Genomic DNA, 14,652 nt, shown 5'->3' on the forward strand with positions numbered 1-14,652 from the left:
GATCTCACGGACGTCCTGCCGGCGTCCTGCGGCCGTCTCGCGGGCAGGATTTCCGGTGGCGGCGCGTGAGCGGGAGCCGGAAGGATGAACTCATGAGTGATGAGGCGATCAGGCAGGTTCTCGGTCTTCTGTACCAGGACGACACGTTGCGGGTGTTGTCGGCGCTGGCCCTGGAACGCGGGCCCGAGGAGTCCGGGCTGGACCGGGACGCGATGCTGCTGGCGCTGAACCGGCTGGAGCGCGGCGGGCTGGCCGTACCGGACGGCGAGGGCGGGTGGCGGGTGCGGCGCGAGCGCTTCCGCGAGTTGCTGCACGCCTCCGCCCCCGCGCCCGAGGTGCTCTCCCCGGAGGAGAAGGTCCTGCGCTCCTTCCTCGTGGACGGGCGGCTGCGGGCCATCCCCACCAAGCGGGACAAGCAGCTCATCGTGCTGGACTACATCGCCCAGGTCTTCGAGCCGGGCGTGCGCTACCCGGAGAAGGCCGTCAACGTGGCGCTGCGCGCCTTCCACGACGACTACGCGGCGCTCCGCCGCTACCTGGTGGACGAGGGCATGCTGACCCGTGAGAACAACGTCTACTGGCGCAGCGGCGGCGCCGTGCACGTCTCCCCCGGCGAACCGTCCGGCAGCGTCTCCGGCGGCGTCCCCGGCGGTCTCTCCGGTGGCGCCGACGCCTGAAGCCGGGCCGCCAGCTCCCGGACGTGCTCGACCAGCTCGGCCGGCTCGTGCACGGTGAAGGGGAAGCCGAGCAGGCCGACGGTGAGGGCGAGCCACTCCAGGGAGTCGGCGCCGCTGCGCAGCAGGCAGCGGTCCTCCCCCGCCGGTTCCAGCACGGTCCCCGGGCCGGGGTAGCGGTCGGCGACGGCCGCGAGCGGCGCGTGCACGGTCACCACCGCCCGGTAGCGGGTGATCGGAGCGGTGATCGACTCCTCGACGTACCCGGGCGGCGGCTCGCGCGGGGCGGAGCGCACCCCGACGGCCAGCGGCCGCGAGAGCCGGTCCACCCGGAAGGTCCGCCACTCCTCCCGCCCGGTGTCCCAGGCGACGAGATACCAGCGCCGCCCGGTGGACACCAGCCGGTACGGCTCCACCAGGCGGCCGGTCACGGCGCCGTCGCGGCTGCGGTAGCCGAACCGCAGCCGTTCGTGGTCCCGGCAGGCCTGGGCCAGCGTCGCCAGGGTGCCGGGCTCGACGGTGGGCCAGGCCCCCTGGATGGTCACCGTCTGGGTCTGCAGGGTGTTGACCCGGCGGCGCAGCCGGGAGGGCAGGACCTGCTCCAGCTTGGCCAGGGCGCGGGCGGAGGTCTCCTCGATCCCGGCCACCGTGCCGCTCGCCGCCGTGCGCAGGCCCACCGCGATGGCCACGGCCTCGTCGTCGTCGAGCAGGAGCGGCGGCATCGCGGTCCCGGCCTCCAGCCGGTATCCCCCGGCGGGGCCGGTCGTCGCGCGGACCGGGTAGCCGAGTTCCCGCAGGCGGTCGATGTCGCGGCGGAGCGTGCGCGGGCTCACCCCGAGCCGCCCGGCGAGCTCCGGTCCCGGCCACTCGCGGCGGCCCTGCAGCAGGGAGAGCAGTCGCAGCACGCGTCCCGTGGTGTCGGCCATGTCCTCCACGATGCCACCGGTTGCGGCCGGGAACTGGCCTAAACCCTCGCTAGCGTCGAGACACATGAGCTACATCGAGATCACCGGCGCCCGCGAGAACAACCTCAAGAACGTCTCGCTGAAGATCCCCAAGAGGCAGATCACGGTCTTCACCGGCGTGTCGGGTTCCGGCAAGTCGTCCCTGGTGTTCGACACGATCGCCGCGGAGTCGCAACGGCAGCTCAACGAGACCTTCACCGCCTTCGTCCGCAACCGCCTGCCCCGCTACGGCAGGCCGGACGCCGACGCCCTGGAGAACCTCTCCCCCGCGGTCGTGGTCGGCCAGCGCCGCCTGGGCGGGAACTCCCGCTCCACGGTCGGCACGATCACCGACGTCTACGCGCTGCTGCGCCTGCTCTACTCGCGCGTCGGCCGGCCGCACGCCGGGTTCTCCAACGCCTTCTCCTTCAACGATCCGGCCGGGATGTGCCCGGAGTGCGAGGGGGTCGGCAAGAAGATCGCCCTGGACCTGGACCGGGCGCTGGACAGGTCCAGGGCGCTCAACGAGGGCGCGATCCTGCTGCCGAACTTCGGGGTCGGCACCTGGTACTGGAAGACGTACGCGCTGTCGGGGCTGTTCGACAACGACAAGCCCCTGCGGGACTACACCGGGGCCGAATGGGAGCTGCTGCTGCGCGGCCGGGGGCCGGACGTCAGATTCGAGACGAAGGGCGGCCCGGTCCACCAGAAGTTCGAGGGCCTGCTCGACAAGTTCGACCGGCTCTACATCAAACGGGACATCGACACGATGTCCAACCGGGAGGCGCTGTTCCGCTTCGTCTCCGACGAGGTCTGCCCGCTGTGCGCGGGGGCCAGGCTCAACCAGGCCGCGCTGTCCAGCAAGATCGGCGGGCGCTCCATCGCCGAGCTGGCGGCGATGGAGATCCGACTGCTGGTCGACGTGGTCGCGGAGATCACCGAACCGGTGGCGGCGACGATGGTCGAGGCCCTGCTGGACCGGTTGCGGCACCTGATCTCCATCGGGCTCGGATATCTCACCCTGAACCGGGAGACGTCCACCCTGTCGGGCGGCGAGTCGCAGCGCGTCAAGCTGGTGCGGCACCTGGGCAGCAGCCTGGCGGACATGACGTACGTCTTCGACGAGCCGACCGTCGGCCTGCACCCCCGTGACGTGTCCCGCATGAACGACCTGCTGCGCGAGCTGCGGGACAAGGGCAACACGGTGCTCGTGGTGGAGCACGACCGCGACGTCATCGCGATCGCCGACCACGTGGTGGACGTCGGCCCGGGGGCCGGCGGGGACGGGGGCGAGATCGTCTACGAGGGCGACGTCTCCGGCCTGTACCGGGCCGCCGGCCTCACCGGCGGGCACCTGCGCCGCGATCCCCCGGTCAAGCGGGACTTCCGCGAGCCGACCGGCTGGCTGACCGTCGCCGGCGCCACCGCGCACAACCTCAAGGACGTCACGGTCTCCTTCCCCACCGGCGTCCTGACCGTGGTCACCGGAGTGGCGGGCTCCGGCAAGAGCACGCTGGTCGGCGAGGTGTTCCTGGCCCGGTACCCGCAGTCCGTGGCCGTGGACCAGTCGGGGGTCTCCACCTCGATCCGCTCCAGCCCCGCCACCTACACCGGCCTGATGGACGACGTCCGCCGCCTGTTCGCCAAGGCCTGCGGCGTCAGCCCCTCCCTGTTCAGCTTCAACTCCGCGGGCGCCTGCCCGCGGTGCCAGGGGCTCGGGCTCATCTACACGGACCTGGCGTTCATGGAGGGCGTGACGTCGGTCTGCGAGGCGTGCGAGGGACGGCGTTTCCGGGAGGAGGTGCTCGCCCACCGGCTGCGCGGCAGGTCCGTCCACGAGGTGCTGGAGATGACGGTGGGCGAGGCGGCGGGCTTCTTCACCGAGCCCCGGCCGCTGCGCACGCTGCGCGCGCTGGAGGAGGTGGGCCTGGGTTATCTCACGCTCGGCCAGCCGCTGAGCACCCTGTCGGGCGGCGAGTGCCAGCGCATCAAGCTCGCCGCGGAACTGCGCAAGAAGGGCGGCGTCTACGTGATGGACGAGCCGACCACGGGGCTGCACATGGCGGACGTCGAGCACCTGATCGCCGTCATGGACAAGCTGGTGGACGGGGGGAACACGGTCATCGTGATCGAGCACGACCTCGACGTCGTCAAGAGCGCCGACTGGGTGATCGACCTCGGCCCCGACGGCGGCGACCTGGGCGGCTCCGTCGTCTTCGAGGGCACGCCCGAGCGGTTGCTGCGGGCCCGGGACTCCCTGACCGCCGAACACCTCCGCCGCGACCTCGCCCGGCGGCCGCAGGGCGAGGTCCCGGCGGCGGGGTCACCGCGTCCGGATGACGGCCGAGCCCCGCTCAGCCGTAGTACTTCTTCGCGCCGTCGTGCAGCGGGACCGGGTCGGTCGTCGGCGCCTTCTCACGGGTGATGCTCTTGGCCGAGGGGTGGACCTTCTCCAGATCCGCCTTGCGGTCGAAGAGCAGCTTGGTCAGGCTCTCCGCGAGCGCCGCGTCCATCGCCGAGTTCACCACGAGCAGGTTGGGGACCACGATCGTGGGCACGTCGGCCGGGGTGGAGTAGACGTCCTTGCCGATCGTGCCCTGCGCGTAGACCTGGCCGTGCCCGGCCTGCATCTTCGGCAGGGAGGCGTCGAGCGGGACGAAGGCGACCTTCTCCTTCATGCTGGTGAACAGGTCGGTGATGCCCGGGGTGGGCAGGCCGCCCGACCAGATCAGCGCGTCCAGGCTGCCGTCCTTCATGCCCTGCACGCTCTCGGGCAGGCCCAGGGACTGGCGGGTGACGTCCTTGTCGGGGTCGAGCCCCGCCGCCTCCAGCAGGCGCAGCGCGATGACCTCGGTGCCGGAGTTCGGCGAACCGGTGGAGACCCGCTTGCCCTTGAGGTCGGCGATGGACTTCACGTTCGCCTCGGTGGTGGCGACGACCTGGGTGGAGTTGTCGTACAGCCGGGCGATGGCGCGGATCGGCTGCGGCGAGGTGAACGCCCCCTTGCCCGCGATCGCGTCGGCCGCCGAGTCGGCGAGGGTGAAGGCGATGTCGGAGTCGCCCCGGACGACGCGCTGGATGTTCTCCACCGAGGCGCCGGTCGCCTCGGCCGTCGCCTGGTAGCCGGGGAGGTTCTTGTTGATCTGGTCGGCCAGGCCGCCGCCGAGGACGTAGTAGACGCCGGTGGTGTTGCCGGTGGCGATCGACAGGCGCTTGCCCCCGTCGCCGGCCGCCGTCCGGTCGGCGGTCTGTTCGGCGGACCGGTCGCCGCCGCAGGCGCTGAGCGCCAGGATCCCGGCGGCCAGCAGGACGGTGAGACGTCTCATGATCGAACCTCTCGTTTCACGGGAGAAGTCCTCCCAGGGGTGTCGTGAGGATGTTCTTCGAGCGGTCTATGAGGTCTATGAGGTCTGTGAAGGGCCTTCCTGCGGGGCGCCTTCGCGCGGCTCTCCCTGCGGCGGGCGCGGCTCTCCCTGTGAGGTGTACGGCTCCTCCTGCGGCGGGCGCGGCTCCCCCCGTGACGGGTGCGCCTCCCGCCCGGAGTCGGGCGGGGCGAACCTGCGCAGCACCAGGTGGAGGACCGCCGCCAGGACGAGCACGCCCGCCCCGGCCAGCACGGGCCAGGGCGACAGGAACAGCAGCAGGACGGCGGCCGCGCCGCACAGCGCCCGGACGGGCGCCCCGGACCGGCCCGGCGGCCAGCCGCCGGTGGCCGCGGCCAGCGCGGCCACGGCCAGCGCCGACACCCCGGCGGCGAACAGGATCTCCCCCGCCGAGCCCTGGGCGAGCAGGCCCGCGCCCGCGGGCGTCAGCACGAAGGCGAAGGGCACCAGGAAGGCGGGGAGGGTGTACTTCCAGGTGGCGAGCATGGTGCGGTAGGCGTTGCCGCCCGTGATGGCGGAGGCGGCGAAGGCCGACAGCGCCGTCGGCGGGCTCACCTCCGACAACACCGCGTAGTAGAAGATGAACATGTAGGTCTCGGCGTCGCTCACGCCGAGGTCCTTCAGCGCGGGCGCGATGATGACCGCGGCGATCACGAAGGACGCGGTCACCGGCACGGCGAGGCCGAGCAGGAGCACCGCCAGCGCGCACATCAGCGCGGTGACCGCGAGCACCCCGCCGGAGACCCCGACGATCAGCGAACTGGCCTTGAGTCCCAGCCCGGTGAGCGTGACGACGGCGACGATCATCCCGGCGGCGGCGCAGGTGGCCGCGACCGGCAGCACCCCCAGGGCGCCCGCGGCCAGCGCGCGGGCCGCCCGGCGGGGCGTGAGCCGGTGCTCGCGGTCGAGGAAGGAGAGCGCGAAGGCCAGGAGCGTGGCGTACACCACCGCGCGGAACGGCGACTGGCCCAGTGCCATCAGCGCGACGATGACGAACAGCGAGCTGAAGTGGTAGCCGAAGCGCCGCAGCAGCGGCCCCAGGCGCGGCGCGTCGATGGCGACGGCGTGCGTGCCGTACCGGCGGGCGTCGATCTCGATCGCCAGGAAGATCCCCAGGTAGTACAGGAGGGTGGGGATCAGGGCGTAGATCAGCACCGTCAGGTAGCCGACCTCCATGTACTCGGCGATGATGAACGCCGCCGCGCCCAGCGTGGGCGGGGACAGGATCGCCCCGATGCCCGCCGCGGCGAGCACTCCCCCGCCCTGCTCGCGCGGGTAGCCCGCGCGGCGCAGGATCGGCCAGGCGACGCTGCCGACGCTCACCGTCGTCGCGACCCCGGAGCCGCTGACCGTGCCGAGCAGGAAGCCCGCCAGGGTCACCGTACGGCCCGGCGCGGCCCGCGAGCGCCGGAACGCCGCCAGCGAGACGTCCACGAAGAACCGCCCCGCGCCGGAGTGGTCGAGGACGGCCCCGTAGATCGTGAACAGGATGATGTAGGTCGCCGCGACGTCCAGCGGCACGCCGTACACCCCGTCGGTGCCCATGACGAACGAGGCGAGGATCCGGTCGATGTCGTAGCCGCGGTGCCCGAGCAGCCAGTCGAAGGGCAGGTAGCCGCCGTAGTAGGCGTAGGCCAGGAACACCAGGCAGACCGCGGGCAGGATCCAGCCGACGGTCCGGCGGCACGCCTCCAGGATCAGCAGGCAGATGACCGCCCCGGCGACCGTGTCGAGGACGGTGGGGTCGAACGTGCGCCGGATGAAGTCGTCGAAGACCACCAGCGGGTAGGCGCACGCCGCCAGGGAGAGCGCGGCCAGCGCCCAGTCGGCGGCGCCCGGCCCGTTTCCGCTCCGCCGCCGGGGCTTGTAGCAGACGAAGACGAGCGGGAGCACGACCGCCAGGAAGAGCATGCGGTACGGCAGGACGGAGCCGGGGAAGAACGTCCACCACAGCACGTAGACCGACAGGCCCAGCGCGATCAGGGTGACGGCCCTGGAGAGCGTGCCGGACAGGTGCCGGGCGGGCCGCTCGGCGTCGAACTCCGCGATGAGCGCCTCGGGTGAGGGCGGAGGTGCCGCTGTGGTGCCCGTCAAACGCCGCTCCCCGGATGAGCCGCCATGTCGTTGACGGCACCGTATCCGGGTGGTTGACGCGGCTTCGTCAGAAAAAGATCACAGTATCATCACTATGATCGTTTCCAGGCTCGCGGGGTCGCCGCCCGCGGCGTCTCCCGCCGCGTCTCCCCGCCCGCGGCTTCCCGTCAGCCGCCCGAGGTGTCGAGCTCGGCGTCCGCGCAGGGCACGGCGAGGTCGTAGGGGTCGTCCAGCCAGCCGGCGGGCAGGTGCACGCGGTCCCGGGCGTGGGTCTTGCCGCGCGGGGTGTCCGTCACCCCGTCCGGCCAGGGCTGCGCGGCGTCCAGCTCGGCCAGGCCCCCGCGCAGCTCGGCGAGGGTGTTCGAGGTGGCCAGGCGGCGGCGCAGGTCGGCGCCGGCGACGAAGCCCTTGAGGTACCAGCCGACGTGCTTGCGGAAGTCGGCCACGGCGTGCTGCTCGCTGCCGAAGCTCTCGGCCAGCAGCGTGGCGTGCCGGTCCATGGTCGCGGCGACCTCGCCCAGCGACGGCCGGGCCCGCTCGGCGCTCCCCTCGCACACGGCGGCCAGGTCGCGGAAGAGCCAGGGGCGGCCCAGGCAGCCCCGGCCCACCACGACCCCGTCGCACCCGGTCGACTCCATCATCCGCAGCGCGTCGTCGGCGCTCCAGATGTCACCGTTGCCGAGCACCGGGATCTCGGTGACCGCCTCCTTCAGCCGCGCGATCGCCTCCCAGTCGGCCGTCCCGCCGTAGTGCTGGATCGCGGTGCGGCCGTGCAGCGCGACCGCGGCGATCCCCTCCTCCACGGCGATCCGCCCGGCGTCCAGGTAGGTCAGGTGGTCGTCGTCGATGCCCTTGCGCATCTTCATGGTCACCGGGAGCGTCCCGGCGTTGCGCACGGCCTCGCGCAGGATGGCGCGGAGCAGGTTCCGCTTGTACGGCAGCGCGGACCCGCCGCCGCGCCGGGTCACCTTGGGCACCGGGCAGCCGAAGTTGAGGTCGACGTGGTCGGCCAGGCCCTCCTCGGCGACCATCCGCACGGCCCGGCCGACGGTGACCGGGTCGACCCCGTACAGCTGGATGCTCCGGAACTTCTCCTCCGGCGCGAAGCGGATCATCTTGAGGGTCTTGGCGTTCCGCTCCACCAGCGCCCGCGTCGTGATCATCTCGCAGACGAACAGCCCGCCGCCCTGCTCCCGGCAGAGCGTGCGGAAGGGCGCGTTGGTGATCCCCGCCATGGGCGCGAGGACGACCGGCGGCCAGACCTCCAGCGAACCCAGCTTCAACGACTCCACCCGGAGTTTCTACCGCACCCGGCCGAGTGGGACGAACCGGTTCCCGGTGACGGGACCGGCGCGGGGAGACGCGCAGGGGAAGGCGCGGTTACACACCTGGCCGGAAAACCCGCTAGAGTTCTCTCGTCGCCGCGGGGCGGAAACGCCCGGCGGAAACACGCGGAAGTGGCTCAGGGGTAGAGCATCACCTTGCCAAGGTGAGGGTCGCGGGTTCGAATCCCGTCTTCCGCTCTGGATTCACCCGAGGACGATTAGCTCAGCGGGAGAGCGCTTCCCTGACACGGAAGAGGTCACAGGTTCAATCCCTGTATCGTCCACCACGCTCCAGGACAGGCCAGGCCCGACCTGGTCGGACAGGAGACGAAGCCCCAGCTCGCGGTCTTGATCGTGAGACTGGGGCTTTTGTTGTTCCTGATCGTTCCGGGGTGCCGCCGGCACCGGTGCCGGCGTCGCGCCGGCCCGGAACGCATTCGGCGCGGCGGCCCGGCTGCTGCGACCCGCCGAGTCCGAACCGCTCCCGTGGGAGCGGGCGATCGTGCGCGCCTCATCGCCCTTGTAGTCCCTGCTTCCCGCGCGCCTGCGTCCCGGGTGGCAGGGGGACGCCCTCCGGCACGGGCTCGGCGGGCGTCGCGGGAACCGTGGCCCGCTCGGCGGACAGCCGCACGCGGCCGGCGGAGTAGGTCCCGCCCGGCGCGGTCCCCGTCTTCTGGACCCCTGTGCTGCCGCACGCCGCGAGCATCAACACCAGAGCGACGACCCAACTCCGTCTCATACCCCTGAAACGATCACCTTCGGCGCGCGGTTCAGGCGGTGGGGAAGAACTTGAGACGGGCGGGTGGCGCCGCGACGGTGTCCGGCGGGGCATCGCGCATAGGTTCGGCGCCGCGACGGTGTCCGGCAGGGCGTCACGCACGGGCTCGGCGCCGCGGTCAGCGATCATGGGACGGGGCGCCGGAGGCAGCCGTTCCCGGCTCGGCTACTCTCGGCGCCACCGACGTTCATTCTGTGATTCGGGCGAGCCGCGGCCGAATCGTCACCCGGGAGACGCCACCGCATGAGTACGCCGCCATCGCCGTCCGGAGCGGAGCGGACCGACGGACCGTCCGTCCGGATCGGCGCTCTCGTTCCGCTGACCCGGCCCGGCTGGGTCCAGGCGGGCCGGCACCTGCTCGCCGGACTCGAGCTGGCCGTCCGCGAGGTCAACGACGCCGGCGGGATCGCCGGAAGGCCGCTCGAACTGGTGGTCCGGGACACCGCGGCCGATCCGCAGCGGGCCGTGGCGGCCGTGGACGAATTGGCCCGCCTGGGCGTGGCCGCCTTGGCCGGGGAGTATCACAGCGTCGTCGCCCGCGCCGCCGCCGCCCGGGCCGACGCCCTCGGCCTGCCGTTCCTGTGCTCGTCGGCGGTTCTCGACGCCCTCACCGAACAGCCGACGGAATGGGTCGCGCGCCTCGCCCCGGCGCAGTCCCACGGCTGGCGGATCTACGCCGACTTCCTCCTCGGCGCCGGTCACAGCCGAATCGCCGTGGCGACCGCGCCGAGTGTCTACTGGGCCTCCGGAGCCGGCATCCTGCGGGACCGCCTCGCTCCGCACGGCGGCGTCGTCATCGAACTCGACACGAGCACGCTCACCCCCGCGGCCGTGTGCGACGAACTCGCGGGAAACGGCGCGACGGCCCTCCTCCTCCTGGTCGGCCACCCGGAGCCGGCGGTGTCGATCGTCGAGTCCGTCCGCCGCGACCGGCGCCTCGCCGAGATCATGATCGGCGCTCCGGCCGGGCAGCCGGAGCTGGCCGAATGGGCGACGTCACTGGGCGCCGACGGCGCCGCGATCCCGTTCCTGCGCTACCTGCCCGAGCGCCTGAGCCCACTCGGCGCGCGAGTCGGGACGGCCCTGCGTGAGCGGCTGGCCGAAGCGCCCTCCTTCGTCGCCTTCGAGGGCTACGACACGATCGCCGTCCTGGCCGACGTGCTGCGCTCTCACGGCATGGACCGGGCGCGCACGGCCGGATCCTGGCCGCGCGTCGCGGTCGAGGGCACCCGCGGGCGGATCCGGTTCTCCCGCGTGCCGGGCGTCGGCGTCTGGCAATGGGCCTGGCCCCCGGTCCAGGTCGTCGACCGGGATCCGGCGGAACATGATCGTTTCCGGGTCCTGCACGCCGGCTGAGGGAGCGCGGGGGCCGTGGCGATCGTGACCGCCCGGCTTGCGCCGTACGGGCCTCCTGCCGGGTCCTGTTACGCCGTACGGACTTCCTTCCGGGGCCCGTTTCGGATAAACCGGGTCCCATGACGGATCACAACCGTGTGAGCGCGTGGATCGACGGATACGTCAAAGCGTGGAACTCCAACGATCCGGAGCACATCGGCGACCTGTTCACCGAGGACGCCGAGTACTACACCGCCCCCTTCGACCCGCCGTGGCGCGGCCGCGACCAGATCGTCTCCCACTGGCTGGAGCGGAAGGACGAGCCCGGCGAGACCGCCTTCGAGTGGTCGCCGGTGAGCGTCACCGCCGAGGTGGCGATCATCCAGGGGACCACCGCCTATCCGGACCTCACCTACAGCAACCTGTGGGTGATCCGGCTCGGCTCCGACGGCCGCTGCCGCGAGTTCACCGAGTGGTGGATGCAGCACCCCTCGTAGGGCCGCATGCGACCGGCCCCCTTCGCCCGCTCCCCGAACCCCGCCGGAACCGTTCCGGACGGGCGGGCACGTCGTCGGGCCCGCCCGTCCGGCCGGTGGCTCAGTCGGCGATGTAGCTGATGGAGTGGACCTCGTAACCGGTGGTCTTCGACCCGCGGACGTGCATGAACATGGCGCCGCCCTCGTAGGAGTAGGCGCAGGAGTAGCCCTTGGGCTCCTTCGAGCAGCCCTGGAAGGTGTAGGCCACGCCCTTCGGGTCGAACTTCACCTGGAACAGCTTGTTCACCACGCCCGTGCGGGCGACCTCCAGGCCCTGGTAGCGGTCGTTGCGCGTCCAGGCCGAGAACAGGTGCGCGGCGACGGAGGACGGCTTGGTGAGGTGGCGCGACCGGTAGACCTTGGTCACCTTCGACCCGGACACGACCATCGCGAAGCCGTCGAGCCCGCCGGGCACGTTCACGCTCGTGTGCACGAACCGGCAGACGTTGCCGGAGCATCCGGCGAACTTGTCCGGAGCGCGGTAGACGTAGGCGAAGACGGCCTTCACCGCGGACGGGGTCGCCACCTTGGCGGCGGCGTGACGGTCTCCCCGCACCCACGCGCCGAACAGCTTCTTGGACACCTTGGCCGGCGTCGGCGCGGCGGCGGCGAGGTCCTGCGCCTGGGCCGGGGCGGCCGTCTGGGCGGAGGCGGGGAGGGACGGGAACATCAGCGCGGCGCTCGCCGCGACCGCGGCACCACCGAGAACAAGTCGTCTGGTCACGTCTGGAACGTTAGAGGCCGCGGCTTGCACACGGGTTATCCCCCGCTTGCAGCGCCGTACGGCCCCGCCTCGCCGGGCTCGCCGCCCCGGCCGCGGGACGGCGGAGACGAGGCCGCGGCCGCTCCCGTCCGCCGCCGCGCGCCCGTAGGTTGTAACGGCGACGAAGACGATCATCCGGCGTGGAGGTGACCGTGGGCCGTTCCTACGTGGTGACGGGCGGAGGACGAGGCATCGGCAGGGCGGTGGCGGAGCGGCTGCTCGGCGACGCCGGGACCGGCGGCGTGGTCGCGATCGAACGCGACCCGGACGCCTTGGCCTGGGTGAGGGACCATCCCGCGGGGTCCCGCGTCAGGACCGTGATCGGTGACGCCTCGGACGAGGCCGTCGCCGAACGCGCCGCCGACGCCGCGCAGGAGGCGGGCGTCCTCACCGGCTGGGTCAACAACGCCGCGGTGTTCCGGGACGCCTCGGTCCACTCGGACTCCACGCGCGTTCTGCTCGACCTCGTCTCGGCCAATCTCGCCCCCGCCCTCACCGGCTGCGCGACGGCGGTCCGCCGTTTCCTGGCGGCGGGGACGGGCGGGGCGATCGTCAACGTGTCCTCGCACCAGGCCCGCCGGGCGGTTCCGGGCTGCACGCCGTACGTGACGGCCAAGGCCGCGATCGAGGGGCTGACCCGCGCGCTCGCCGTCGAGTACGGTCCCCGCGGCGTCCGCGTCAACGCGGTCGCTCCGGGCTCGGTCCGCACCGAACGCTACGACGAGTTCCTGGCCGGGCAGGACGCCGGCACCGCCGCGCGGATCGAGCGGGAGATGAGCCTGCTGCACCCGCTCGGCCGGGTGGCCCGCGCCGACGAGGTCGCCGCCGCGATCGTCCACCTGCTCTCCGAGGACGCGGGCTTCATCAACGGCGCGACCGTCCCGGTCGACGGCGGCCGTTCGGTGCTCGCCCGCGATCCCGAGGCCCACGACTCATGACCCGGTGAGACTCATGACCCCGGTGAGGAGGCGTCGGCCCCTCACCGGCGGGCCGTCTCCCGTCTCGGGAGGGCGTTGCGCAGGCGGATGCCGCTCCAGCCCAGGGAGCTCGCGGTCACCGCGTCCCAGAACTCCCACAGGTTGTCCAGGAGCCTCAGCTGGATCCCGGCCCGCTCGTGCAGCCCGAGCAGGTCGCCGACCGGTTCGGCGGGGCCGAGCGGCTCGACGGGCTCGGTGGCGACCATGGCGTGCGGCACCGGCTCGCCGATGGGGGCGAACTTCTCCGCGGGCAGGCGGTAGGCGTACAGGCGCACGTTCAGGAACGCCTCCAGCCAGCCGTACTCGATCGCGTGGACCCGCCGCCCGCAGCCGGGCCCGATGATCCGTTCCCGGTCGGCGTCCGTCGTCTCCGGGACGGTCCAGGCCATGGCGCGCGGGCACTGACGGGGGAACCAGTAGTCGGGGCAGCGGCCGGCGTCCACCGCCCACACGTACGCCTCGGAGCGCTGCGCCGTGGCCGCCACGTGCGGGACGAACCGGGTGATCGTCGCGTCCTCGGAGAAGTGCAGCACCTGGCCGGGTTCGGGTCGCATGGTCCCGTGTCTACCACCTTCCCCCGGCTTCCCCCGGCGCGTTAATCCGTTGCCCGGCCGCAGGCCCGTTCGCCACGCTGGCTGCCATGAACGTGCCCTACCGGCAGATCCGCGCCGCCTACACGGAGAACTCGATCACCGTCTACCAGGCCTACGATCCGGCCATCGCCGGACCGGCCGCCGCGGCCCAGCGGTTCGTCCCGCCGTTCAAGCGGGAGCGGATGACCTGGATCAAGCCGTCGTTCCTGTGGATGATGTACCGCTGCGGCTGGGCTGCCAAGCCCGGCCAGGAGCGCGTGCTGGCCGTCGAGATCACCCGGGAGGGCTTCGAGTGGGCCCTGGCCCGCTCCTGCCTGAGCCACCACGGCGGCGACGGCGGCGACCGGGACGAATGGGCGCGGCGGCTGCGGCGGAGCCCGGTCCGCGTCCAGTGGGACCCGGAGCGCGACCTGGGCCTGAACGCCCTGCCCCACCGGTCCGTCCAGATCGGGCTGTCGGGCGAGGCCGTCGACCGCTACGTCGGCGACTGGATCGTCTCGATCACCGACGTCACCGCCCTGGCGCACGAGGTCCATGCGGCCGTCCGGGCTCGTGACCGCGAGCGCGCACGAGATCTGCTCCCGGTCGAGCGGCCCTATCCCCTCCCCGTTCCCGTCGCCCGGACCGTCCAGGCCACCGTCGACGCCCCCTGACGTGCGCGCCCCGCCCGGGAAGGAGGGCCCTCCTCTCCGGACGGCCGGCCCCGCCTGCTGGAATGACGGGATGGGAGTCCTGGAGGTGGCGGTCCTCATCGGGCTGCAGGGATCGGGTAAGAGCACCTTCTACCACCGGGTGCTCGCGGCGACGCACGTCCATGTCAGCAAGGACGACTTCCCCAGGGCGCGCCGGCGCCAGGAACGCCAGCTCCGCCTGATCCACGAGGCGCTGGACGAGGGCCTCGACGTCGCGGTGGACAACACCAACCCGTCGGCCGAGGAGTGGCGGCCGCTCATCGAGGCCGCCAGGGGGCACGGGGCACGGGTGATCGCCTACTGGTTCCCGCCGGACGTGCCCGGCTCGCTGGAGCGCAACGCCGCGCGGCAGGGCCGGGCCCGGGTGCCCGAGGTGGGCGTCTTCGCCACCCTCGGACGCCTGTGCCGCCCGCTCCTGGCCGACGGCTTCGACGTGCTGTTCAGCGTCGGCTTCGACGGCCGCGGCGGCTTCGCGGTACGGCGGGAGGCGGAACGGCCCTCGGCGCGCTGAGGGATGCCCAGCCGGCGGTCCTGCCCCGGCGTCCGCCGGAGAGCGGA

Annotated in this window: 14 protein-coding genes and 2 tRNA genes; 9 read left to right on the plus strand and 7 right to left on the minus strand. The window is 72.6% G+C overall.

Features of this window, described 5'->3' with window-relative positions; translation table 11 throughout:
* Nucleotides 1–92: 92 nt before the first annotated feature.
* Nucleotides 93–677 (plus strand): DUF2087 domain-containing protein, encoded by a 585-nt coding sequence (locus tag Plo01_RS35825; protein ID WP_203895220.1) that lies wholly within the window; start codon nt 93–95, stop codon nt 675–677.
* Here the strand turns inward: Plo01_RS35825 and Plo01_RS35830 are convergent.
* On the minus strand, nt 575–1,600 hold the full coding sequence (locus Plo01_RS35830) for a helix-turn-helix transcriptional regulator (protein ID WP_203895221.1): 1,026 nt from the start codon (nt 1,598–1,600) through the stop codon (nt 575–577). The genes Plo01_RS35825 and Plo01_RS35830 overlap by 103 nt on opposite strands.
* Before the next feature lie 64 nt (nt 1,601–1,664).
* On the opposite strand from Plo01_RS35830, the gene Plo01_RS35835 reads away from it, so the two are divergent.
* Nucleotides 1,665–4,043, plus strand: coding sequence for an excinuclease ABC subunit UvrA (locus Plo01_RS35835; RefSeq protein ID WP_203895222.1), 2,379 nt, complete (start codon nt 1,665–1,667; stop codon nt 4,041–4,043).
* Here the strand turns inward: Plo01_RS35835 and Plo01_RS35840 are convergent.
* From Plo01_RS35840 to dusB, 3 genes are all read right to left on the minus strand, one after another.
* Nucleotides 3,973–4,944, minus strand: a complete 972-nt coding sequence (locus Plo01_RS35840; RefSeq protein WP_203895223.1) for a TAXI family TRAP transporter solute-binding subunit — start codon at nt 4,942–4,944, stop codon at nt 3,973–3,975. The two genes, Plo01_RS35835 and Plo01_RS35840, sit on opposite strands and share 71 nt — an antisense overlap.
* 75 nt (nt 4,945–5,019) lie before the next feature.
* On the minus strand, nt 5,020–7,095 hold the full coding sequence (locus tag Plo01_RS35845) for a TRAP transporter fused permease subunit (protein ID WP_203895224.1): 2,076 nt from the start codon (nt 7,093–7,095) through the stop codon (nt 5,020–5,022).
* A gap of 167 nt (nt 7,096–7,262) precedes the next feature.
* On the minus strand, nt 7,263–8,387 hold the full coding sequence (dusB, locus tag Plo01_RS35850) for a tRNA dihydrouridine synthase DusB (RefSeq protein WP_203895225.1): 1,125 nt from the start codon (nt 8,385–8,387) through the stop codon (nt 7,263–7,265).
* 159 nt (nt 8,388–8,546) lie between these two features.
* Between dusB and Plo01_RS35855 the strand changes: the two genes are divergently transcribed.
* Together Plo01_RS35855 and Plo01_RS35860 are read left to right on the plus strand one after the other, a co-directional pair.
* Nucleotides 8,547–8,618, plus strand: a tRNA-Gly gene (locus Plo01_RS35855).
* 14 nt (nt 8,619–8,632) lie between these two features.
* Nucleotides 8,633–8,707 (plus strand) — tRNA-Val (locus Plo01_RS35860).
* A 224-nt stretch (nt 8,708–8,931) separates the two neighbouring features.
* On the opposite strand, the gene Plo01_RS35865 is transcribed toward Plo01_RS35860, so the two are convergent.
* Nucleotides 8,932–9,159: a hypothetical protein gene (locus Plo01_RS35865; RefSeq protein WP_203895226.1), complete on the minus strand. Its 228-nt coding sequence runs from the start codon at nt 9,157–9,159 to the stop codon at nt 8,932–8,934.
* Between the two features lie 282 nt (nt 9,160–9,441).
* Here Plo01_RS35865 and Plo01_RS35870 point away from each other — a divergent pair, with 282 nt between their 5' ends.
* Together Plo01_RS35870 and Plo01_RS35875 are read left to right on the plus strand one after the other, a co-directional pair.
* A complete protein-coding gene (locus tag Plo01_RS35870; protein ID WP_203895227.1) occupies nt 9,442–10,554 on the plus strand; it encodes an ABC transporter substrate-binding protein in 1,113 nt (370 codons plus the stop codon).
* A gap of 119 nt (nt 10,555–10,673) precedes the next feature.
* Nucleotides 10,674–11,030: a nuclear transport factor 2 family protein gene (locus tag Plo01_RS35875; protein ID WP_203895228.1), complete on the plus strand. Its 357-nt coding sequence runs from the start codon at nt 10,674–10,676 to the stop codon at nt 11,028–11,030.
* Nucleotides 11,031–11,130: 100 nt separating this feature from the next.
* Here the strand turns inward: Plo01_RS35875 and Plo01_RS35880 are convergent, their stop codons facing one another.
* On the minus strand, nt 11,131–11,793 hold the full coding sequence (locus Plo01_RS35880; protein WP_203895229.1) for a hypothetical protein: 663 nt from the start codon (nt 11,791–11,793) through the stop codon (nt 11,131–11,133).
* Nucleotides 11,794–11,984: 191 nt separating this feature from the next.
* Here Plo01_RS35880 and Plo01_RS35885 point away from each other — a divergent pair, with 191 nt between their 5' ends.
* Nucleotides 11,985–12,770, plus strand: a complete 786-nt coding sequence (locus Plo01_RS35885) for an SDR family NAD(P)-dependent oxidoreductase (RefSeq protein WP_239317717.1) — start codon at nt 11,985–11,987, stop codon at nt 12,768–12,770.
* A gap of 41 nt (nt 12,771–12,811) precedes the next feature.
* Here Plo01_RS35885 and Plo01_RS35890 read toward each other — a convergent pair whose 3' ends face one another.
* Entirely contained in the window at nt 12,812–13,363 is a 552-nt protein-coding gene (locus tag Plo01_RS35890; RefSeq protein ID WP_203895230.1) for a DUF6886 family protein, read from the minus strand.
* A gap of 86 nt (nt 13,364–13,449) precedes the next feature.
* Here Plo01_RS35890 and Plo01_RS35895 point away from each other — a divergent pair, with 86 nt between their 5' ends.
* Nucleotides 13,450–14,055 (plus strand): DUF4291 domain-containing protein, encoded by a 606-nt coding sequence (locus tag Plo01_RS35895; RefSeq protein ID WP_203895231.1) that lies wholly within the window; start codon nt 13,450–13,452, stop codon nt 14,053–14,055.
* A gap of 70 nt (nt 14,056–14,125) precedes the next feature.
* Nucleotides 14,126–14,605, plus strand: a complete 480-nt coding sequence (locus Plo01_RS35900; RefSeq protein ID WP_203895232.1) for an ATP-binding protein — start codon at nt 14,126–14,128, stop codon at nt 14,603–14,605.
* Nucleotides 14,606–14,652: the final 47 nt, after the last annotated feature.

Source organism: Planobispora longispora, assembly GCF_016863135.1.
Taxonomy (GTDB): Bacteria; Actinomycetota; Actinomycetes; order Streptosporangiales; family Streptosporangiaceae; genus Planobispora; species Planobispora longispora.

Excerpts from the sequence above, each read along its gene's own strand:
- Plo01_RS35825 (WP_203895220.1), top strand. The coding sequence starts at position 93 with ATGAGTGATGAGGCGATCAGGCAGGTTCTCGGTCTTCTGTACCAGGAC.
- Plo01_RS35830 (WP_203895221.1), bottom strand. The coding sequence starts at position 1,600 with ATGGCCGACACCACGGGACGCGTGCTGCGACTGCTCTCCCTGCTGCAG.
- Plo01_RS35835 (WP_203895222.1), top strand. The coding sequence starts at position 1,665 with ATGAGCTACATCGAGATCACCGGCGCCCGCGAGAACAACCTCAAGAAC.
- Plo01_RS35840 (WP_203895223.1), bottom strand. The coding sequence starts at position 4,944 with ATGAGACGTCTCACCGTCCTGCTGGCCGCCGGGATCCTGGCGCTCAGC.
- Plo01_RS35865 (WP_203895226.1), bottom strand. The coding sequence starts at position 9,159 with ATGAGACGGAGTTGGGTCGTCGCTCTGGTGTTGATGCTCGCGGCGTGC.
- Plo01_RS35870 (WP_203895227.1), top strand. The coding sequence starts at position 9,442 with ATGAGTACGCCGCCATCGCCGTCCGGAGCGGAGCGGACCGACGGACCG.
- Plo01_RS35875 (WP_203895228.1), top strand. The coding sequence starts at position 10,674 with ATGACGGATCACAACCGTGTGAGCGCGTGGATCGACGGATACGTCAAA.
- Plo01_RS35890 (WP_203895230.1), bottom strand. The coding sequence starts at position 13,363 with ATGCGACCCGAACCCGGCCAGGTGCTGCACTTCTCCGAGGACGCGACG.
- Plo01_RS35895 (WP_203895231.1), top strand. The coding sequence starts at position 13,450 with ATGAACGTGCCCTACCGGCAGATCCGCGCCGCCTACACGGAGAACTCG.
- Plo01_RS35900 (WP_203895232.1), top strand. The coding sequence starts at position 14,126 with ATGGGAGTCCTGGAGGTGGCGGTCCTCATCGGGCTGCAGGGATCGGGT.